Origin of the sequence: Bacillus sp. FSL M7-1345 (assembly GCF_038006985.1) — a bacterium.
Taxonomy (GTDB): domain Bacteria; phylum Bacillota; class Bacilli; order Bacillales; family Bacillaceae_G; genus Bacillus_A; species Bacillus_A cereus_U.
Window position 1 is genome coordinate 1,463,071 of record NZ_JBBOWG010000001.1, and the last position, 15,584, is coordinate 1,478,654.

Here is a 15,584-nt window from a genome sequence, read left to right on the forward strand (position 1 = left end):
AATCACGCAAAAGAAGTTTCACTTTACCCCGTCCCAACGGCTGGTAGAGGGAAAAGCAAAGAAGAAAAGGGCGAACCAGCCGTAGGGACCCGATTGGTTCAACTAATCTTTTGCAGAAAAACATTGCAAAAGAAAGTTTCACTTTACCCCGTCCCAACGGCTGGTAGAGGGAAAAGCAAAGAAGAAAAGGGCGAACCAGCCGTAGGGACCCGATTGGTTCAACTAATCTTTTGCAGAAAAACATTGCAAAAGAAGTTTCACTTTACCCCGTCCCAACGGCTGGTAGAGGGAAAAGAAAAGAAGAAAAGGGCGAACCAGCCGTAGGGACCCGATTGGTTCAACTAATCTTTTGCAGAAAAACATTGCAAAAGAAGTTTCACTTTATTATAGTCTATCCAAAAAAGAGTCGTAAATAGGGATATGAGAGAATAATATTTGTCAAATCGCGATGAATTGGCTAACATGAAAGAGGAAGGAATAGAGGTGACAAGTATGGAAGCAAAAACGATGAAAGATATGCAGAAAGAAGTAGATGCATATATCGGTCAATTTAAAGAAGGTTATTTTAGTCCGCTTGCAATGATGGCCCGTTTAACTGAAGAAATGGGAGAGCTTGCAAGAGAGGTTAACCATTATTATGGTGAGAAGCCGAAGAAAACGACTGAGATAGAACGAAGTATTGAGGAAGAGCTTGGAGATGTGTTATTTGTTATGATTTGTATGGCAAATAGTTTAAATATTGATTTAGAAACAGCGCATAACATTGTAATGAATAAATTTAATACACGTGATAAAGATCGCTGGACACGTATTGATGAGGGAGAGAAAGAAGCATGAAAGAAATTAAAGTAATCATCGCTGGACCAAGAGGACGTATGGGACAGGAAGCAGTCCTTTTAATGGAAAGAACAGAACATTTCAATTTAGTAGCAGCAATTGATTATAAGCATGGCGGAGAGAAAATCGCGGATTTACCTGGAATGCCAGCGCTAGATGCACCTATTTATGCGGATTTACATACTTGTTTAGATGAAGTAGAAGCAGATGTATTGTTAGATTTAACAACACCAGAAGTTGGAAAGAAACATGTGACACTTGCAGTTGAACGTGGACTTCGATCTGTTATTGGTACAACTGGATTTACTGAAGAAGAACTAAAGCAATTAACAGAAAATGCAAAAGAAAAAGAAGTAGGAACAATTATCGCTCCAAACTTTGCAATTGGTGCAGTTCTTATGATGAAATTTTCACAAATGGCAGCAAAGTACTTCCAAGATGTTGAAGTAATTGAATTACACCATGATCAAAAATTAGACGCACCATCTGGTACAGCTGTAAAAACAGTAGAATTAATCCGTCAAAATCGTGTACCAAAAGAGCAAGGACACCCTAATGAAACGGAACAATTAGAAGGAGCACGTGGTGCAAATGTGGATGGTATTCACATTCATAGCGTACGTCTACCAGGGCTTATTGCACACCAAGAAGTAATGTTCGGCGGAGATGGACAAATGTTAACAGTTCGTCATGATTCATTCAACCGTGCATCATTTATGTCAGGTGTAAAACTATCAATTGAAACAGTAATGAACCTTGATCATCTTGTGTATGGTTTAGAAAACATTATCGACTAAAGGGGAGACAACGGATGAAAATTGCCTTAATCGCACATGACAAAAAGAAAGATGATATGGTTTCGTTCGCGTACGCATATAAACCAATCTTTGAAAAACATGAACTTTTTGCAACAGGAACGACAGGACTTCGTATTATGGAGGCAACTGGTTTAGTTGTAACAAGATATCAATCTGGTCCTCTTGGTGGCGATCAAGAAATTGGTGCAATGATTGCAAAAAATGAGATGGATATGGTGATTTTTTTCCGGGACCCACTAACAGCGCAGCCGCATGAACCTGATGTCAATGCGTTACTTCGTTTATGTGATGTATACGCCATCCCACTAGCAACGAATATGGCAAGTGCTGAAATGCTAATGCATGCATTAGAGCGGGGAGATTTAGATTACCGAAAGTTAAGAAAATGAGGGGAACAATTATGAGTGGATTACATATATTAGCGTTTGGTGCTCATGCCGATGATGTGGAAATTGGCATGGCAGGTACCATTGCAAAGTATACGAAACAAGGATATGAAGTAGGCATTTGCGATTTAACAGAAGCTGATCTTTCTTCAAATGGAACGGTAGAACTAAGAAAAGAAGAAGCAAAGGCTGCAGCTCGTATTATGGGAGTAAAAACGAGAATTAATTTAGCGATGCCAGACCGTGGTTTGTATATGAAAGAAGAGTATATACGTGAAATTGTAAAGATTATTCGTACATATAAACCAACACTAATTTTCGCACCATATTACGAAGATCGTCATCCAGACCATGCTAATTGCGCGAAACTTGTGGAAGAAGCTATCTTTTCAGCGGGAATTCGTAAATATATGCCTGAACTTCCGCCGCACCGTGTAGAGTCTTTTTATAATTATATAATTAATGGTTTTCATAAACCGAATTTTTGTATAGATATTAGTGAATACCTTTCTAAAAAGGTGGAAGCGTTAGAAGCGTATGAAAGTCAGTTTTCAACAGGGAGTGATGGTGTTAAGACGCCATTAACCGAAGGATACGTTGAGACTGTAATCGCTCGGGAGAAGATGTTTGGGAAAGAAGTTGGAGTGCTGTATGCCGAAGGATTTATGAGTAAGAAGCCGGTTTTATTACATGCTGATTTAATAGGGGGATGTAAATGAAATTGAAAATAGGTATTACATGTTATCCTTCTGTAGGTGGTTCTGGGGTTGTTGGGACAGAGTTAGGAAAGCAATTGGCGGAACGCGGACATGAAATTCATTTTATTACATCGGGTGTACCATTTCGGTTGAATAAAGTGTACCCGAACATTTATTTTCACGAAGTAACAGTAAATCAATATTCTGTTTTTCAATATCCACCTTACGATTTAGCATTAGCGAGTAAAATGGCAGAGGTTGCTCAAAGAGAAAACCTTGATATTTTACATGTGCATTATGCAATCCCTCATGCTATTTGTGCATATTTAGCAAAACAAATGATTGGGGAGCGTATTAAAATTGTTACAACCTTACATGGAACGGATATTACTGTGTTAGGTTCCGACCCTTCGTTAAATAATTTAATTCGCTTTGGTATTGAACAATCTGATGTTGTTACAGCTGTGTCACATTCGTTAATTGAAGAAACGAATGAACTTGTAAAACCAGATAAAGAAATTGAGACGGTATACAATTTTGTAGACGAACGTGTTTATTTCAAGCGTGATATGTCTCAATTAAAAAAAGAATATGGTATACGAGAAAATGAAAAAGTGTTGATTCATATTTCAAATTTCCGAAAGGTTAAGCGTGTACAAGATGTTGTGCAGTCATTTGCCAAAATTGTAAAGGAAGTAGATGCGAAATTGCTTCTTGTTGGTGATGGACCAGAGTTCTGTACTATTTTACAATTGGTGAAAAGTTTACATATTGAGGAACGTGTCTTATTCCTAGGAAAGCAAGATAATGTTGCAGAGCTTCTTGCGATGAGTGATTTAATGCTACTTTTATCAGAAAAGGAAAGTTTTGGTCTCGTTATATTAGAAGCGATGGCGTGTGGTGTGCCTAGTATCGGAACGAGGGTTGGGGGTATTCCAGAGGTCATTCAACATGGTGAGACAGGATATATATGTGAAGTTGGAGATACAGATGGAATAGCTAAGCAAGCAATTCAACTACTAGAAAATGAAGAACTTCACCGTAATATGGGAGAGCGAGCGATGAAATCTGTATATGAGCAGTTTCGTTCGGAAAAAATCGTTTCACAGTATGAGGCGATTTATTATGACATACTAAGGGATGACAAGAATGGAAAGATTTAAAAAAGCTAGTTCAATTATTGAGATATTAAAACAGCACGGACATGAGGCTTACTTTGTTGGTGGAAGTGTACGCGATCTTATTATCGATAGACCGATTGGAGATATCGATATCGCAACATCTGCTTTACCAGAAGAAGTAATGGCTATTTTCCCAAGACATGTTCCGGTTGGTCTTGAGCATGGAACTGTAATTGTTGTAGAAAATGGTGAACCGTATGAGGTAACTACTTTTCGAACAGAAAGCGAATATGAAGATTTTCGGAGACCTAGTAGTGTTCAATTTGTCCGTTCATTAGAAGAGGATTTAAAACGACGTGATTTCACGATGAATGCAATTGCAATGACAGAGGAAGGCGAAATGGTTGATTTATTTGCTGGAAAACAAGCGATTCGTCTGAAGGAAATTACAACGGTTGGAGATGCTGCAGACCGTTTTCAAGAAGATGCACTGCGAATGATGCGTGGTATTCGGTTCGTAAGTACGTTAGGTTTCTCTTTGGAAATAAAGACGAAACAAGCAATTGAAACGTATGGGCATTTGCTCGAACATATAGCGATTGAAAGAATTACAGTTGAATTTGAAAAATTGTTGACCGGTACATATTGTGTGAATGGTCTTCAAGAGTTAGTAGAAACGAAGCTATTTTCTCATCTGCCATATTTGCAAATGTCAGAAGAAAGACTCTTGAAAGCTACGCAGTATAAATGGGATTCTTTCGAAACAGACGTTGAGGCGTGGGCATTTTTCTTATATTGTATCGGAGAAGAGCATCCATCTGTCTTTTTACGTCAATGGAAGTTCTCGAATAAAAAGATTAAAGATATCGTAGCGGTTTTATTAGCAATTCGTTCTAGAAAGGAGAAGGAGTGGGATACAATCCTTCTTTATAAAACTGGAATTCGCATCGCTGAGATGGCGGAAAGAGTATATGAAGCGATAATAGAAAGTTATAATAGTGCGTCTGTTAAGCAAGTACAATCATTATTTCATGCATTGCCGATCAAAAATCGTCAAGAAATGAATGTGACTGGTAATGATTTATTAAGCTGGGCAGATAAAAAGCCAGGTCCGTGGGTTGCCGAAATGCTTCAAAATATTGAAGAAGCAATCGTACAAGGAGATTTAGTTAATAAGAAAGAGAATATAAGGGAGTGGCTACAAAGATGCAATCTACTATAAGAAAGCAGTTATTACAAGTTTTTTCTGAAGCAGATGGTGCATTTGTATCTGGTCAAACACTTAGTGACAAACTTGGCTGTTCGAGAACCGCTGTATGGAAGCATATGGAGGACCTTCGTAATGAAGGGTATGAACTAGAAGCTGTACGCCGCTTAGGGTATCGAATTGCTAGTAAACCAGATAAAGTAACTGCTAATGAGATTCAATTAGGATTACAAACAGAGCGTATCGGTAGAACGGTTTATTTTGAAGAATCGGTTGAATCTACTCAGCATATTGCAGCGAGACTTGCTTATGAAGGCGCAGAAGAGGGAACAATTGTCGTTGCTGAAGAACAAACAGCAGGTAGAGGACGTTTAAGTAGAAAATGGTATTCTCCAAAAGGAACAGGAATTTGGATGAGTATTATTTTGCGTCCATCTATTCCAGTTCATCATGCACCACAGCTTACTTTATTAGCAGCTGTTAGCGTAGCGCAAGCAATTGAAAAATGTACCGGTGTAAACGTAGGGATTAAATGGCCAAATGATATTTTAATTCAAGGTAAAAAAGCTGTCGGTATATTAACAGAGATGCAAGCTGATCCAGATAAAATTAATGCTGTTATTATGGGGATTGGCATTAATGCAAATCAGAAACAAGAACATTTTGATGAGGAAATTCAGCAAATTGCAACTTCATTAGCAATTGAATCGGATAAGCCGATTGTTCGTGCGGAACTTATGCAACAAATTTTCTTGCAACTAGAGAAATTGTATGAAGAGTATTTAAAAAATGGCTTCTCTGTTATTAAAATTCTTTGGGAAAGTTACGCAGTAAGTATCGGAAAAGAAATTACAGCTCGAACGATGAAGGAAACTATTAATGGGCTAGCAAAAGGGATTACGGAGGATGGTGTATTGTTACTTGAGGATCATCAAGGACAAGTGCACCACATTCATTCTGCTGATATAGAAATTAAGTAAAAGAAGTTCCTATTTTGGAGCTTCTTTTTGTTATTCAGATACTAATAAATTTCACATACCGTAATAGGGATAGAAAATTATTTTTTCGAAAAAATGTAGCAATTCCTTTTCAGAGTTTGCTATAATTAGTTCGAATATGGGCAGTATCAAAGCGAACTGCACCATTATTTCACGCAGTATGAAAAAATAATAATTTGGATTCTGCCTTGATCCAATAACGGACTGGGACAGAGGGATGAATAATGCCGACTAACACACAACCCTTCTGCCCTTTTATGGCCAGAGGGGTTTTTTTATATGATTTCGGCCATCTCCTCTCTCCTGCATAAAGGAGGAGTAGTTTTTGAAAACAAAAACAGATTTTTTGAAAATGAAAGAGCAAGGTGAGCCGATTACAATGCTAACGGCGTATGATTATCCATCTGCTAAATTAGCAGAAGAAGCTAAAGTCGATATGATTTTAGTGGGTGATTCTCTAGGAATGGTTGTACTTGGGTATGATTCAACAGTTCCAGTAACTGTAGAGGATATGATTCATCATACGAAAGCTGTACGCCGCGGAGCGAAAGAGACGTTTATTGTAACTGATATGCCATTTATGTCTTATCATGTCTCATTGCAAGATACGATGGTTAATGCACGTCGCATTGTTCAAGAGAGCGGGGCACATGCATTAAAGGTAGAAGGTGCTGGAGAAGTTATATCAACTATTTACTACTTAACGAATGCGGGAATTCCCGTTGTGGCGCATTTAGGTTTAACTCCTCAATCTGTAGGAGTGCTAGGTGGGTATAAAGTACAAGGGAAAGATGCTGAAAGTGCAAAAAAATTAATAGAAGATGCAAAGAAATGTGAGGAAGCTGGTGCGATAGCACTTGTGTTAGAGTGTGTGCCAATGCAATTAGCAGAACTTATTTCAGAGCAGTTAACAATTCCGATAATCGGAATTGGAGCAGGACAAAAAGTAGATGGGCAAGTTCTTGTATATCATGATCTTATCTCGTACGGCGTAAATCGTGTTCCGAAATTTGTGAAGCAATATACGTCTGTTCAAGAGGAGATTGTGCGAGGGATTTCGCAATACGTTACTGAAGTAAAGACAGGGCAATTTCCTGAAGAAAAACATTCATTCACAATGAAAGAGGAAGAGTGCTTAGCGTTATACGGAGGAAAACAATAATGAAAATCATAACTACAGTGCAAGAGATGCAGCAAATTACAAACGACCTTCGTACAAGTGGAAAAAGTATCGGTTTTGTTCCAACGATGGGGTATTTACACGAAGGCCATGCTACGTTACTACGTAAGGCAAGGGAAGAAAATGAAATTGTAGTGTTAAGTGTATTTGTAAATCCACTACAATTTGGACCAAATGAAGATTTAGATCGATACCCACGTGATATTGATAGAGATGAAAATGTAGCAAAAGAAAATGGTATTGATTATTTATTTTATCCGAGTGTAGAAGAGATGTATCCAGCAGAACAAACGACAACAGTAGAAGTTGTGAAGCGTACCGACGTATTATGTGGTAAACAAAGACCTGGTCATTTCGCTGGTGTTGCGACTGTACTAATGAAACTATTTAATATTACATTGCCAACGCGTGCTTATTTCGGTATGAAAGATGCACAGCAAGTAGCTGTAATTGAAGGATTCGTAACTGATTTTAATATTCCCGTTACGATCGTACCAGTTGATATTGTAAGGGAAGAAGATGGATTAGCGAAAAGTTCTCGTAATGTGTATTTATCACTAGAAGAACGCGAAGAGGCTCCTCATTTATACCGCAGTCTATGTATAGCGAAAGAACGAATTGAGGCAGGCGAACGTAATCCAGAAATCATTATGAATCTTGTGAAAGAGCATATTGAGAAGTATACGAAAGGCACTGTAGATTATGCTGATTTATATGCATATCCTTCATTAAAAGCAATAGATAAAATTGAAGGAAGAATCATTTTAGCGATTGCAGTTAAGTTTGAACATGTACGATTAATTGACAATATAACATTAATGGGGAAATAAGGGGGAGCATCTATGTTTCGCACAATGATGAGAGCGAAGTTACATCGCGCAACTGTAACAGAAGCAAATTTAAATTATGTAGGTAGTATTACAATTGATGAAGATTTAATGGATGCGGTAAATATTGTAGAAAATGAAAAAGTACAAATTGTAAATAACAACAATGGAGCTCGCTTAGAGACATATGTTATTAAAGGAGAGCGCGGTAGCGGTGTTGTGTGTTTAAATGGTGCAGCTGCAAGACTTGTACAACCGGGTGATAAAATTATTATTATTTGCTATGGTTTAGTGGCAGAAGAAAATATTCATAAACAAGAGCCGAAAATTGCAGTATTAGACGATGATAATCAAATTATTGAAATGTTAGGTGCTGAAAAAGCTGGCACGATATTATAAGTAGGAAGGCTATCTCTAATTAAGGAGATAGCTTTTTTGTGCATCTTTTCATTAAGATGAGGTAAAACGTGGTATAGTAACATTATATAATTTTTGTGTTTGATAGGTAAGAAATTGAGGTGTTACATATATGAGTAAGCGTTATGTCGTTGTTGATTTAGAGACGACAGGGAACTCCTGGAAGGATGGGAAGGATAAAATTACCCAAATTGCAGCTGTTGTAGTGGAAGATGGAGAGATATTAGAGATTTTTTCATCTTTTATTAATCCGAAGAGAGAGATTCCCCTATTTATTACAGAATTAACTGGGATTGATGAAGATCTTGTAAAGCAAGCCCCGTTATTTCGAGATGTAGCCCCGATGATTGTTGAGCTATTACAAGGTGCGGCTTTTGTTGCACATAACGTTCACTTTGATTGGAATTTTTTAAATGAAGAATTAAGGCAGGCTGGATATACAGAAGTACATTGTCCTAAAATTGATACAGTTGAATTGGCGCAAATTCTTTTGCCGACAGCTGATAGTTATAAATTACGTGATTTAGCTAAGCAGCATGAGCTAGAGCACGATCAACCACATCGTGCGGATAGTGATGCTCTTGCAACAGCGGAGTTGTTTTTACAATTTTTAAGTGAAATTGAAAAGTTACCACTTGTCACATTACAATCGCTTTATGAATTAAGTGATGTTTTCCAAAGTGATATAGCGGATGTACTTTCTGAAAATATTTTAAAGAAAATGATGCATGGTAAAGAAAGGGCAGAGGAGTATGAAGTGTATCGAAATATTGCGATTCGAAAGCGGAATTATTCTTTAGGCCTCAGTGAAACATGCGCATCTAAATTTGATGCTTTCTTACATAAGGCAATGGATAAACTTGAATTGAATATGCCAAAGTTTGAAAAAAGAGAAAGCCAACAAATTATGATGAAGGAAATATATACAGCGCTAAGAGATTCTAGGTTTTCACTGATTGAAGCAGGAACAGGTACGGGGAAGACGCTTGCGTATTTACTTCCAAGTATTTATTTCGCAAAGAAAAAAGAAGAACCTGTCATTATAAGTACACAAACTGTACAATTGCAACAACAAATACTAGAAAAAGAAATTCCGTTATTACAGAAAATAATGCCATTTTCATTTGAAGTAGCTCTTCTGAAAGGAAGAAAGCATTATCTTTGTCTACATAAATTTGAATATGCTTTGCAAGAGGAAGAAAAAAATTATGATATGGCGCTCACAAAGGCAAAAATTTTAGTGTGGTTATTGCAAACGGAAACCGGCGATCGTGATGAATTAAATATTCCTGAGGGCGGAAAGTTACTTTGGAACCGTATTTGTAGTGATGCATATAGTCCGGGCGGGATGCAAAGTAACTGGTTTAGTCGTTGTTTTTATCAACGAGCGAAGAATAAAGCATTGTTTGCAGATATTGTTATTACAAATCATGCGTTATTATTTCAAGATTTTTCAAGTGAAGAACCACTGTTTGCTTCATGTGAACATATTATTTTTGATGAAGCTCATCATATCGAGGAAGCGGCGAGTAGAACATTCGGTGAACAGTTCTCATGTATGTATTTTCAATTAGCTTTATCTCGTCTTGGTACGCTAGAAACAGATGATGTGCTTTCCAAAGTATATAAAATGATGAAAAAATCAGAGCAAGCTTCTCGTTCGACTTTCCGTATGGTGAGTCATAGTTTGAAGGAACTTAAATTTGATGCAGATGAACTATTCCAAATGTTACGTGCTTTCATATTTAAACAAACAAAGCAGGAACAAGGGATGAGCAATATGCCGCTCATTTATCGATATAACACGGAAGTAGAGACAGGTAAGTTATGGGATAGCATTACCGAGTTAACAAATCGTTTTGTATATGATGTAAGAAAATTAGTGACTACACTTGAGAAGCAAGTTGATATATTGCAAAGTAAATTAGAATGGGAGATGCATGTTGTTACAGGTGAATTTATGCACTTAATTGAGTTGTTGAGAAAGATGGTACAATCTTTACAATTACTCATTTTAGAAAAAAATTCATACGTGACATGGATGGAGACTGAAACGAAGGGAACGATTCATTCAACAGTTTTATATGCGCAGCCTGTTCATATTAGTGAAAGATTTGCTGATGAATTTTTAACAGAAAAAAAGAGTGTTATTTTCACATCAGCAACGTTAACAGTTAGTGATTCATTCGACTATATAAAAGAGGAGCTAGGTTTGCATGATTTTGCGCCCAATACATTAAAGGTTCCATCACCATTTCGTTTTGAAGAACAAATGAAATTAATGGTTTCAACTGATGTGCCTTTTATTAAGCAAGCAAGTAATGAGGAATATATTGAATCTGTATCGGCACATATTGCGAAAATAGCGAAAGCTACAAAAGGTAGAATGCTTGTTTTATTTACTTCGTATGAAATGTTGAAAGAAGCGTATACGAATTTGAAAAGTGATGATTCATTAGAAGGATATTTATTATTAACACAAAGTGTGAATAATAAGAGCCGAAGTCGCCTCATTCGTAAATTTCAAGAGTTCGACAAATCGATTTTGTTAGGAACAAGTAGTTTTTGGGAAGGGATAGATATACCTGGAGATGCTCTGAGTTGCCTTGTCATTGTCCGTCTGCCCTTTACGCCTCCTAATCAGCCGATGATGGAAGCAAAAGGAGAGTGGCTAAAAAATCAAGGAGAAGACGTATTCGTTAAGTTAGCGCTCCCGCAAGCGATATTACGTTTCAAACAAGGATTTGGTCGTCTTATTAGAACAAATACAGATACGGGAACGGTATTTGTACTAGATCGCCGTTTGACAAGTTCTTCCTATGGAAAACGTTTTTTACAATCAATCCCAACCGTCCCGCTCTATGAAGGACCTTTAGAAGAATTGTTAGAGCAATTAAAGGAACGACCAAATAAATAAAATTGGAAGAAAAATACGCCTGAAGTACACTTAAACTTCAGGCGTAAAAAATGTGGGTAGGAGGAATTTTATTTTTCTTACTTCTTGTATACAAAATATATTGCTTTTCGATTTGAAACCTTTTTTTGCTGTACATGTCCTGCTATAATAGATGGGTGATGAAGCAGGGGTTGTAAAGAATGTACTCTTATTGTAACCGCATTGCGTTCTTCTATAATTAGAAATTTTTGTGTAACGGAGGAGTTTTTTCATGGATAAGAAAATCGAAGTCCTATCAACGACGCGTATTAAATATTCGTCTGACTTGTATAAAATTGTTGATAGCTTGAATCGTACGTTAAAAGAGCAGGACCTCATGTTCGGATTAGCATTAGACGAAAAAGATAAAGAAATAGCTGTATTTACGATTTACAGAACGTAGTGATACAATGAAAAAGTGGATCTTTGCAATCATTATCGTTATCGTTGCTAGCGGAATATATGGGGCGTATGTTTATAATAAAGCGATGGAAAAGAAAATTCCAAAAGAGTCAAAGTCTGTAGAAATTGCGAAAGAAAAGGCAAAGCTTACAAAGGTAAATGCTGTTGATTATTATAACGGAAAATCTTCATATACAGTCGTGCAAGGTGCAGATGAAAAAGGAGAACAAATTATTGTTTGGGTGCCTGATAAAAAAGGAAATGTCCTTGTGAAGAAAAAGAGTGAAGGTATTTCTGAAAAAGAAGCTTTGCAAAAATTGGCTGAACAGGCGACTGGAGAAGGTGCTGAACCTAAGCCAAAGCCAAAACAAATTGTAAAAGTAAAATTAGGTGCTGAAAACGATATTCCGTTGTGGGAAATTACATATATTGATCAGGAAGATCGTTATACGTATTATTATCTAGAAGTTCAAAATGGTGCATATGCTGGACACTACAGCATTGAAAAATAGATGTAGGGGGAACTACAAATGAAATTAGCAAAGCGAGTAGCTGCTTTAACACCGTCTTCAACTTTAGAAATTACAGCAAAGGCACAAGCATTAAAAGCAGAAGGTCATGATGTAATTGCGTTAGGGGCAGGGGAACCTGACTTTAATACACCAGAACATATTATGGATGCCGCGCATAAAGCGATGTTAGAAGGACATACGAAGTATACACCAACAGGTGGATTACAAGCGTTAAAACAAGAAATTGTGAAGAAATTTACTCGCGATCAAGGAATTGCGTATGATCCATCTGAAATTATTGTATGTAATGGTGCCAAGCATGCATTATATACATTATTCCAAGTGTTACTTGATGAAGGAGATGAAGTTATCATCCCAACTCCTTACTGGGTAAGTTATCCTGAACAAGTAAAACTCGCTGGTGGTAACCCAGTTTATGTAGAAGGTCTAGAAGGTAATGAGTACAAAATTACAGCAAAGCAGCTGCGTGGGGCAATTACAGAGAAAACGAAAGCAGTTATTATTAATTCACCGAGCAATCCAACAGGAATGATTTACAGCAAAGAAGAATTACAACAGCTTGGAGAAGTGTGTTTAGAACATAATATCTTAATCGTTTCAGATGAAATTTATGAAAAATTAATTTATGGTGCTGCAGAATATACTTCAATTGCCCAGCTTTCTAATGCATTAAAAGAACAAACACTTATTATTAATGGTGTATCTAAATCACATTCTATGACAGGATGGCGCATTGGATATGCAGCAGGAAATAAGCAGCTTATTAAAGCGATGACGAACTTAGCGAGTCATAGTACGTCAAACCCTACTTCAATTGCTCAATACGGTGCAATTGCTGCGTATGCAGGCTCACAAGAACCTGTAGAAACAATGCGTCAAGCGTTTGAAGAAAGATTGAACATTATTTATGATAAATTAATTCAAATCCCTGGTTTCACTTGTATCAAACCACAAGGTGCTTTTTACTTATTCCCAAATGTAAAAGAAGCCGTAGCGTTAGCTGGGTATGATACAGTTGATGAGTGGGCAAAAGCATTATTAGAAGAGGAAAAAGTAGCTCTTGTTCCTGGTACAGGATTTGGTGCACCAAATAACGTTCGATTATCGTATGCGACATCTCTTGAGCAAGTAGAGAAAGCATTAGAACGAATTCATACGTTCATGAAAAGCAAAGTACAGGCGTAATCTTCTGTCTTTTGTAGTAAATGGCAAGTAACCTCCCTATATATAGGGAGGTTTTTTTGACGAATTGTGGCAAAAAGAAATGGCTGAAGGTGTGTTATACTAGAGAACGAGGTGTTTGGTGATGAAAAAGAAAATGATGTTACAATGGTTTGAACAGGGAAGCATAGCAATTCCTAAATTGCTTATGATGCATTATAAAAAGCTAGGCTTAAATGAAACGGAATTTATGGTGGTACTTCATGTACACACATTTTTAGAATCAGGTAATTCGTTCCCGACTCCTTCAGAGATTTCAGAGCGGATGACGATAACAGAAATGAAATGTATGGAAGTGATTCAGACATTAATCCAAAAAGGTTTTTTAGCGCTAGAAGGTGGACAAAGATCAGAAGCGATGATGTGTGAAAGTTATTCTTTACAACCACTTTGGGAAAAAATATTGCATTTTTTAATGGATGAATCAATAGAGGAAGAACAGCAAGAAAAAAAGAAACTTCAAGTAAATTTATATACAGTATTTGAAAAAGAATTTGGAAGACCGCTCTCACCGTTTGAATGTGAAACATTAGGAATGTGGGAAGATCAAGATCAACATCATCCGAATTTAATTCAAGCTGCTCTCAGAGAAGCTGTTATGAGTGGTAAACTTAATTTCCGGTATATTGATCGTATTTTATTTGAGTGGAAAAAGAACGGAATTAAAACGGTAGAGCAAGCGCAAAATCAAGGCCAAAAATTTAGAGTGAATCAGCAACGTACACAACAAACAACAAAACAAGAAACAAAATTTACTGGGAAAGTGCCTTTTTACAATTGGTTGGAGCAGTAATGTAGGAGGAAAGACATGTTGAATAAAACGCAAATTCGCTATTGTTTAGATACAATGGCGGATATGTATCCAGAAGCGCATTGTGAATTAATTCATGATAATCCATTTGAACTTGTAATCGCAGTGGCATTATCTGCGCAATGTACAGATGCACTTGTGAATAAAGTGACGAAAAACTTATTCCAAAAATATAAAACACCAGAAGATTATTTAAGTGTGTCTTTAGAAGAATTACAACAAGATATACGTTCCATTGGATTGTTTAGAAATAAGGCGAAAAACATTCAAAAATTGTGCCAGATGTTGCTAGATGATTATAACGGGAAAGTTCCAGAAGACCGTGACGAGCTGACGAAGTTACCAGGAGTAGGGAGAAAGACAGCGAATGTAGTTGTTTCGGTAGCGTTTGGGATTCCAGCGATTGCTGTTGATACGCATGTAGAGAGAGTGAGTAAACGGTTAGCAATTTGTAGATGGAAAGATTCTGTGTTAGAAGTGGAAAAGACATTGATGAAGAAAATTCCAATGGATGAGTGGGGAGTTACACACCACCGTATGATTTTCTTCGGACGTTATTACTGTAAGGCGCAGCGACCACAATGTGAAGAGTGCCGATTACTAGAAATATGTCGCGAAGGAAAGAAACGAATGAAGGGGAAATAAAGGGTGGAGCGAGTTATAGAAATACCGAAAGAGTTTCGGTGCGTACCATTTTTTAAAGAGAGTGCAAATTCGATTACGTATCGCACAGACCAATCTTTTGAAGAAATAATACAAAATACTTACTTTATATTTGATATTGAAAGACAATATGAGCCATGGAATGAAATTGAAACAAGTATTCCAGCAGTGTTAAATATATGGAAAAGCAAGCATGAAGAAATTGCTACACTATTTCGGAACAGAAAAAAACAAGAAGCTGAGGGTCCGATGATTCTTGTTGCAGCTCACTTTCTATCGGTTATATATTGGTTAAATGAGCAGCCTGTTCATAGTTTGAATGAGATGCAAGTAAATACGAATAAATTGGAAGTACAACCTGTTAATTTTATGGAGCGATATTCATTTATTATAAAGAAACCGAGTAATTACCATTCATATATTCAGTTAGCACAGTTGTATATCGAAATAGAAAAGCTATATGTAAAGAAAATGATAACAAAAAAGAAGTCGGTTTCTCGTTAAGAGAAACCGACTTCTTTTTTTGTTTA

17 protein-coding genes are annotated in these 15,584 nt (G+C 36.9%); all 17 read left to right on the forward strand.

All coding sequences use genetic code 11. The annotated features are described in order from the left end of the window. Window positions 1-492: 492 nt before the first annotated feature. The 17 genes from MHB76_RS07650 to MHB76_RS07730 all read left to right on the forward strand — a co-directional run bounded on the left by MHB76_RS07650 (window position 493) and on the right by MHB76_RS07730 (window position 15,558). Window positions 493-837, forward strand: coding sequence for a nucleotide pyrophosphohydrolase (locus tag MHB76_RS07650; protein WP_002158575.1), 345 nt, complete (start codon window positions 493-495; stop codon window positions 835-837). Then, on the forward strand, window positions 834-1,634 hold the full coding sequence (gene dapB, locus MHB76_RS07655) for a dihydrodipicolinate reductase (RefSeq protein ID WP_002158574.1): 801 nt from the start codon (window positions 834-836) through the stop codon (window positions 1,632-1,634). Before MHB76_RS07650 ends, dapB begins: the two co-directional genes overlap by 4 nt. 14 nt (window positions 1,635-1,648) lie before the next feature. Further along, entirely contained in the window at window positions 1,649-2,044 is a 396-nt protein-coding gene (gene mgsA, locus MHB76_RS07660) for a methylglyoxal synthase (protein ID WP_000684753.1), read from the forward strand. Window positions 2,045-2,055: 11 nt separating this feature from the next. Beyond that, window positions 2,056-2,760, forward strand: coding sequence for a bacillithiol biosynthesis deacetylase BshB1 (bshB1, locus tag MHB76_RS07665; protein WP_002202604.1), 705 nt, complete (start codon window positions 2,056-2,058; stop codon window positions 2,758-2,760). Then, window positions 2,757-3,902 (forward strand): N-acetyl-alpha-D-glucosaminyl L-malate synthase BshA, encoded by a 1,146-nt coding sequence (gene bshA / locus MHB76_RS07670; RefSeq protein ID WP_002086596.1) that lies wholly within the window; start codon window positions 2,757-2,759, stop codon window positions 3,900-3,902. The genes bshB1 and bshA overlap by 4 nt, the downstream gene beginning before the upstream one ends. Further along, complete coding sequence (locus MHB76_RS07675) at window positions 3,889-5,082, forward strand: CCA tRNA nucleotidyltransferase (protein WP_078172996.1); 1,194 nt, start codon at window positions 3,889-3,891, stop codon at window positions 5,080-5,082. Before bshA ends, MHB76_RS07675 begins: the two co-directional genes overlap by 14 nt. Continuing rightward, entirely contained in the window at window positions 5,067-6,047 is a 981-nt protein-coding gene (locus MHB76_RS07680) for a biotin--[acetyl-CoA-carboxylase] ligase (protein ID WP_002201125.1), read from the forward strand. The genes MHB76_RS07675 and MHB76_RS07680 overlap by 16 nt, the downstream gene beginning before the upstream one ends. 343 nt (window positions 6,048-6,390) lie before the next feature. Further along, a complete protein-coding gene (gene panB, locus MHB76_RS07685) occupies window positions 6,391-7,227 on the forward strand; it encodes a 3-methyl-2-oxobutanoate hydroxymethyltransferase (protein ID WP_078172997.1) in 837 nt (278 codons plus the stop codon). Beyond that, window positions 7,227-8,075 carry a pantoate--beta-alanine ligase gene (panC, locus tag MHB76_RS07690; RefSeq protein WP_002201123.1) on the forward strand — a complete coding sequence of 283 codons (849 nt, stop codon included), beginning with the start codon at window positions 7,227-7,229 and terminating at the stop codon, window positions 8,073-8,075. Before panB ends, panC begins: the two co-directional genes overlap by 1 nt. 12 nt (window positions 8,076-8,087) lie before the next feature. Next, a complete protein-coding gene (gene panD / locus MHB76_RS07695) occupies window positions 8,088-8,471 on the forward strand; it encodes an aspartate 1-decarboxylase (RefSeq protein WP_002201122.1) in 384 nt (127 codons plus the stop codon). A gap of 130 nt (window positions 8,472-8,601) precedes the next feature. Beyond that, window positions 8,602-11,406: an ATP-dependent DNA helicase DinG gene (gene dinG / locus MHB76_RS07700; protein ID WP_002201121.1), complete on the forward strand. Its 2,805-nt coding sequence runs from the start codon at window positions 8,602-8,604 to the stop codon at window positions 11,404-11,406. Between the two features lie 250 nt (window positions 11,407-11,656). Continuing rightward, window positions 11,657-11,827, forward strand: a complete 171-nt coding sequence (locus MHB76_RS07705) for a YpmA family protein (protein ID WP_000358351.1) — start codon at window positions 11,657-11,659, stop codon at window positions 11,825-11,827. A 7-nt stretch (window positions 11,828-11,834) separates the two neighbouring features. Continuing rightward, complete coding sequence (locus MHB76_RS07710) at window positions 11,835-12,338, forward strand: cell wall elongation regulator TseB-like domain-containing protein (RefSeq protein WP_002158566.1); 504 nt, start codon at window positions 11,835-11,837, stop codon at window positions 12,336-12,338. Window positions 12,339-12,356: 18 nt separating this feature from the next. Beyond that, window positions 12,357-13,544, forward strand: a complete 1,188-nt coding sequence (gene aspB, locus MHB76_RS07715) for an aspartate transaminase AspB (protein ID WP_002149304.1) — start codon at window positions 12,357-12,359, stop codon at window positions 13,542-13,544. A gap of 121 nt (window positions 13,545-13,665) precedes the next feature. Beyond that, complete coding sequence (dnaD, locus tag MHB76_RS07720) at window positions 13,666-14,373, forward strand: DNA replication protein DnaD (protein WP_340986127.1); 708 nt, start codon at window positions 13,666-13,668, stop codon at window positions 14,371-14,373. 15 nt (window positions 14,374-14,388) lie between these two features. Beyond that, a complete protein-coding gene (gene nth, locus MHB76_RS07725; protein WP_002158563.1) occupies window positions 14,389-15,036 on the forward strand; it encodes an endonuclease III in 648 nt (215 codons plus the stop codon). Window positions 15,037-15,039: 3 nt separating this feature from the next. Then, complete coding sequence (locus MHB76_RS07730; protein WP_078172999.1) at window positions 15,040-15,558, forward strand: YpoC family protein; 519 nt, start codon at window positions 15,040-15,042, stop codon at window positions 15,556-15,558. The last annotated feature ends 26 nt before the right edge of the window (window positions 15,559-15,584 follow it).

What these genes read in the sequence shown, in the direction of transcription:
- MHB76_RS07680 (WP_002201125.1), top strand. Translation starts at nt 5,067, where the DNA reads ATGCAATCTACTATAAGAAAGCAGTTATTACAAGTTTTTTCTGAAGCA.
- bshB1 (WP_002202604.1), top strand. Translation starts at nt 2,056, where the DNA reads ATGAGTGGATTACATATATTAGCGTTTGGTGCTCATGCCGATGATGTG.
- MHB76_RS07710 (WP_002158566.1), top strand. Translation starts at nt 11,835, where the DNA reads ATGAAAAAGTGGATCTTTGCAATCATTATCGTTATCGTTGCTAGCGGA.
- panC (WP_002201123.1), top strand. Translation starts at nt 7,227, where the DNA reads ATGAAAATCATAACTACAGTGCAAGAGATGCAGCAAATTACAAACGAC.
- MHB76_RS07705 (WP_000358351.1), top strand. Translation starts at nt 11,657, where the DNA reads ATGGATAAGAAAATCGAAGTCCTATCAACGACGCGTATTAAATATTCG.
- MHB76_RS07650 (WP_002158575.1), top strand. Translation starts at nt 493, where the DNA reads ATGGAAGCAAAAACGATGAAAGATATGCAGAAAGAAGTAGATGCATAT.
- panD (WP_002201122.1), top strand. Translation starts at nt 8,088, where the DNA reads ATGTTTCGCACAATGATGAGAGCGAAGTTACATCGCGCAACTGTAACA.
- dinG (WP_002201121.1), top strand. Translation starts at nt 8,602, where the DNA reads ATGAGTAAGCGTTATGTCGTTGTTGATTTAGAGACGACAGGGAACTCC.
- mgsA (WP_000684753.1), top strand. Translation starts at nt 1,649, where the DNA reads ATGAAAATTGCCTTAATCGCACATGACAAAAAGAAAGATGATATGGTT.
- nth (WP_002158563.1), top strand. Translation starts at nt 14,389, where the DNA reads ATGTTGAATAAAACGCAAATTCGCTATTGTTTAGATACAATGGCGGAT.
- bshA (WP_002086596.1), top strand. Translation starts at nt 2,757, where the DNA reads ATGAAATTGAAAATAGGTATTACATGTTATCCTTCTGTAGGTGGTTCT.
- dapB (WP_002158574.1), top strand. Translation starts at nt 834, where the DNA reads ATGAAAGAAATTAAAGTAATCATCGCTGGACCAAGAGGACGTATGGGA.
- MHB76_RS07675 (WP_078172996.1), top strand. Translation starts at nt 3,889, where the DNA reads ATGGAAAGATTTAAAAAAGCTAGTTCAATTATTGAGATATTAAAACAG.
- aspB (WP_002149304.1), top strand. Translation starts at nt 12,357, where the DNA reads ATGAAATTAGCAAAGCGAGTAGCTGCTTTAACACCGTCTTCAACTTTA.
- dnaD (WP_340986127.1), top strand. Translation starts at nt 13,666, where the DNA reads ATGAAAAAGAAAATGATGTTACAATGGTTTGAACAGGGAAGCATAGCA.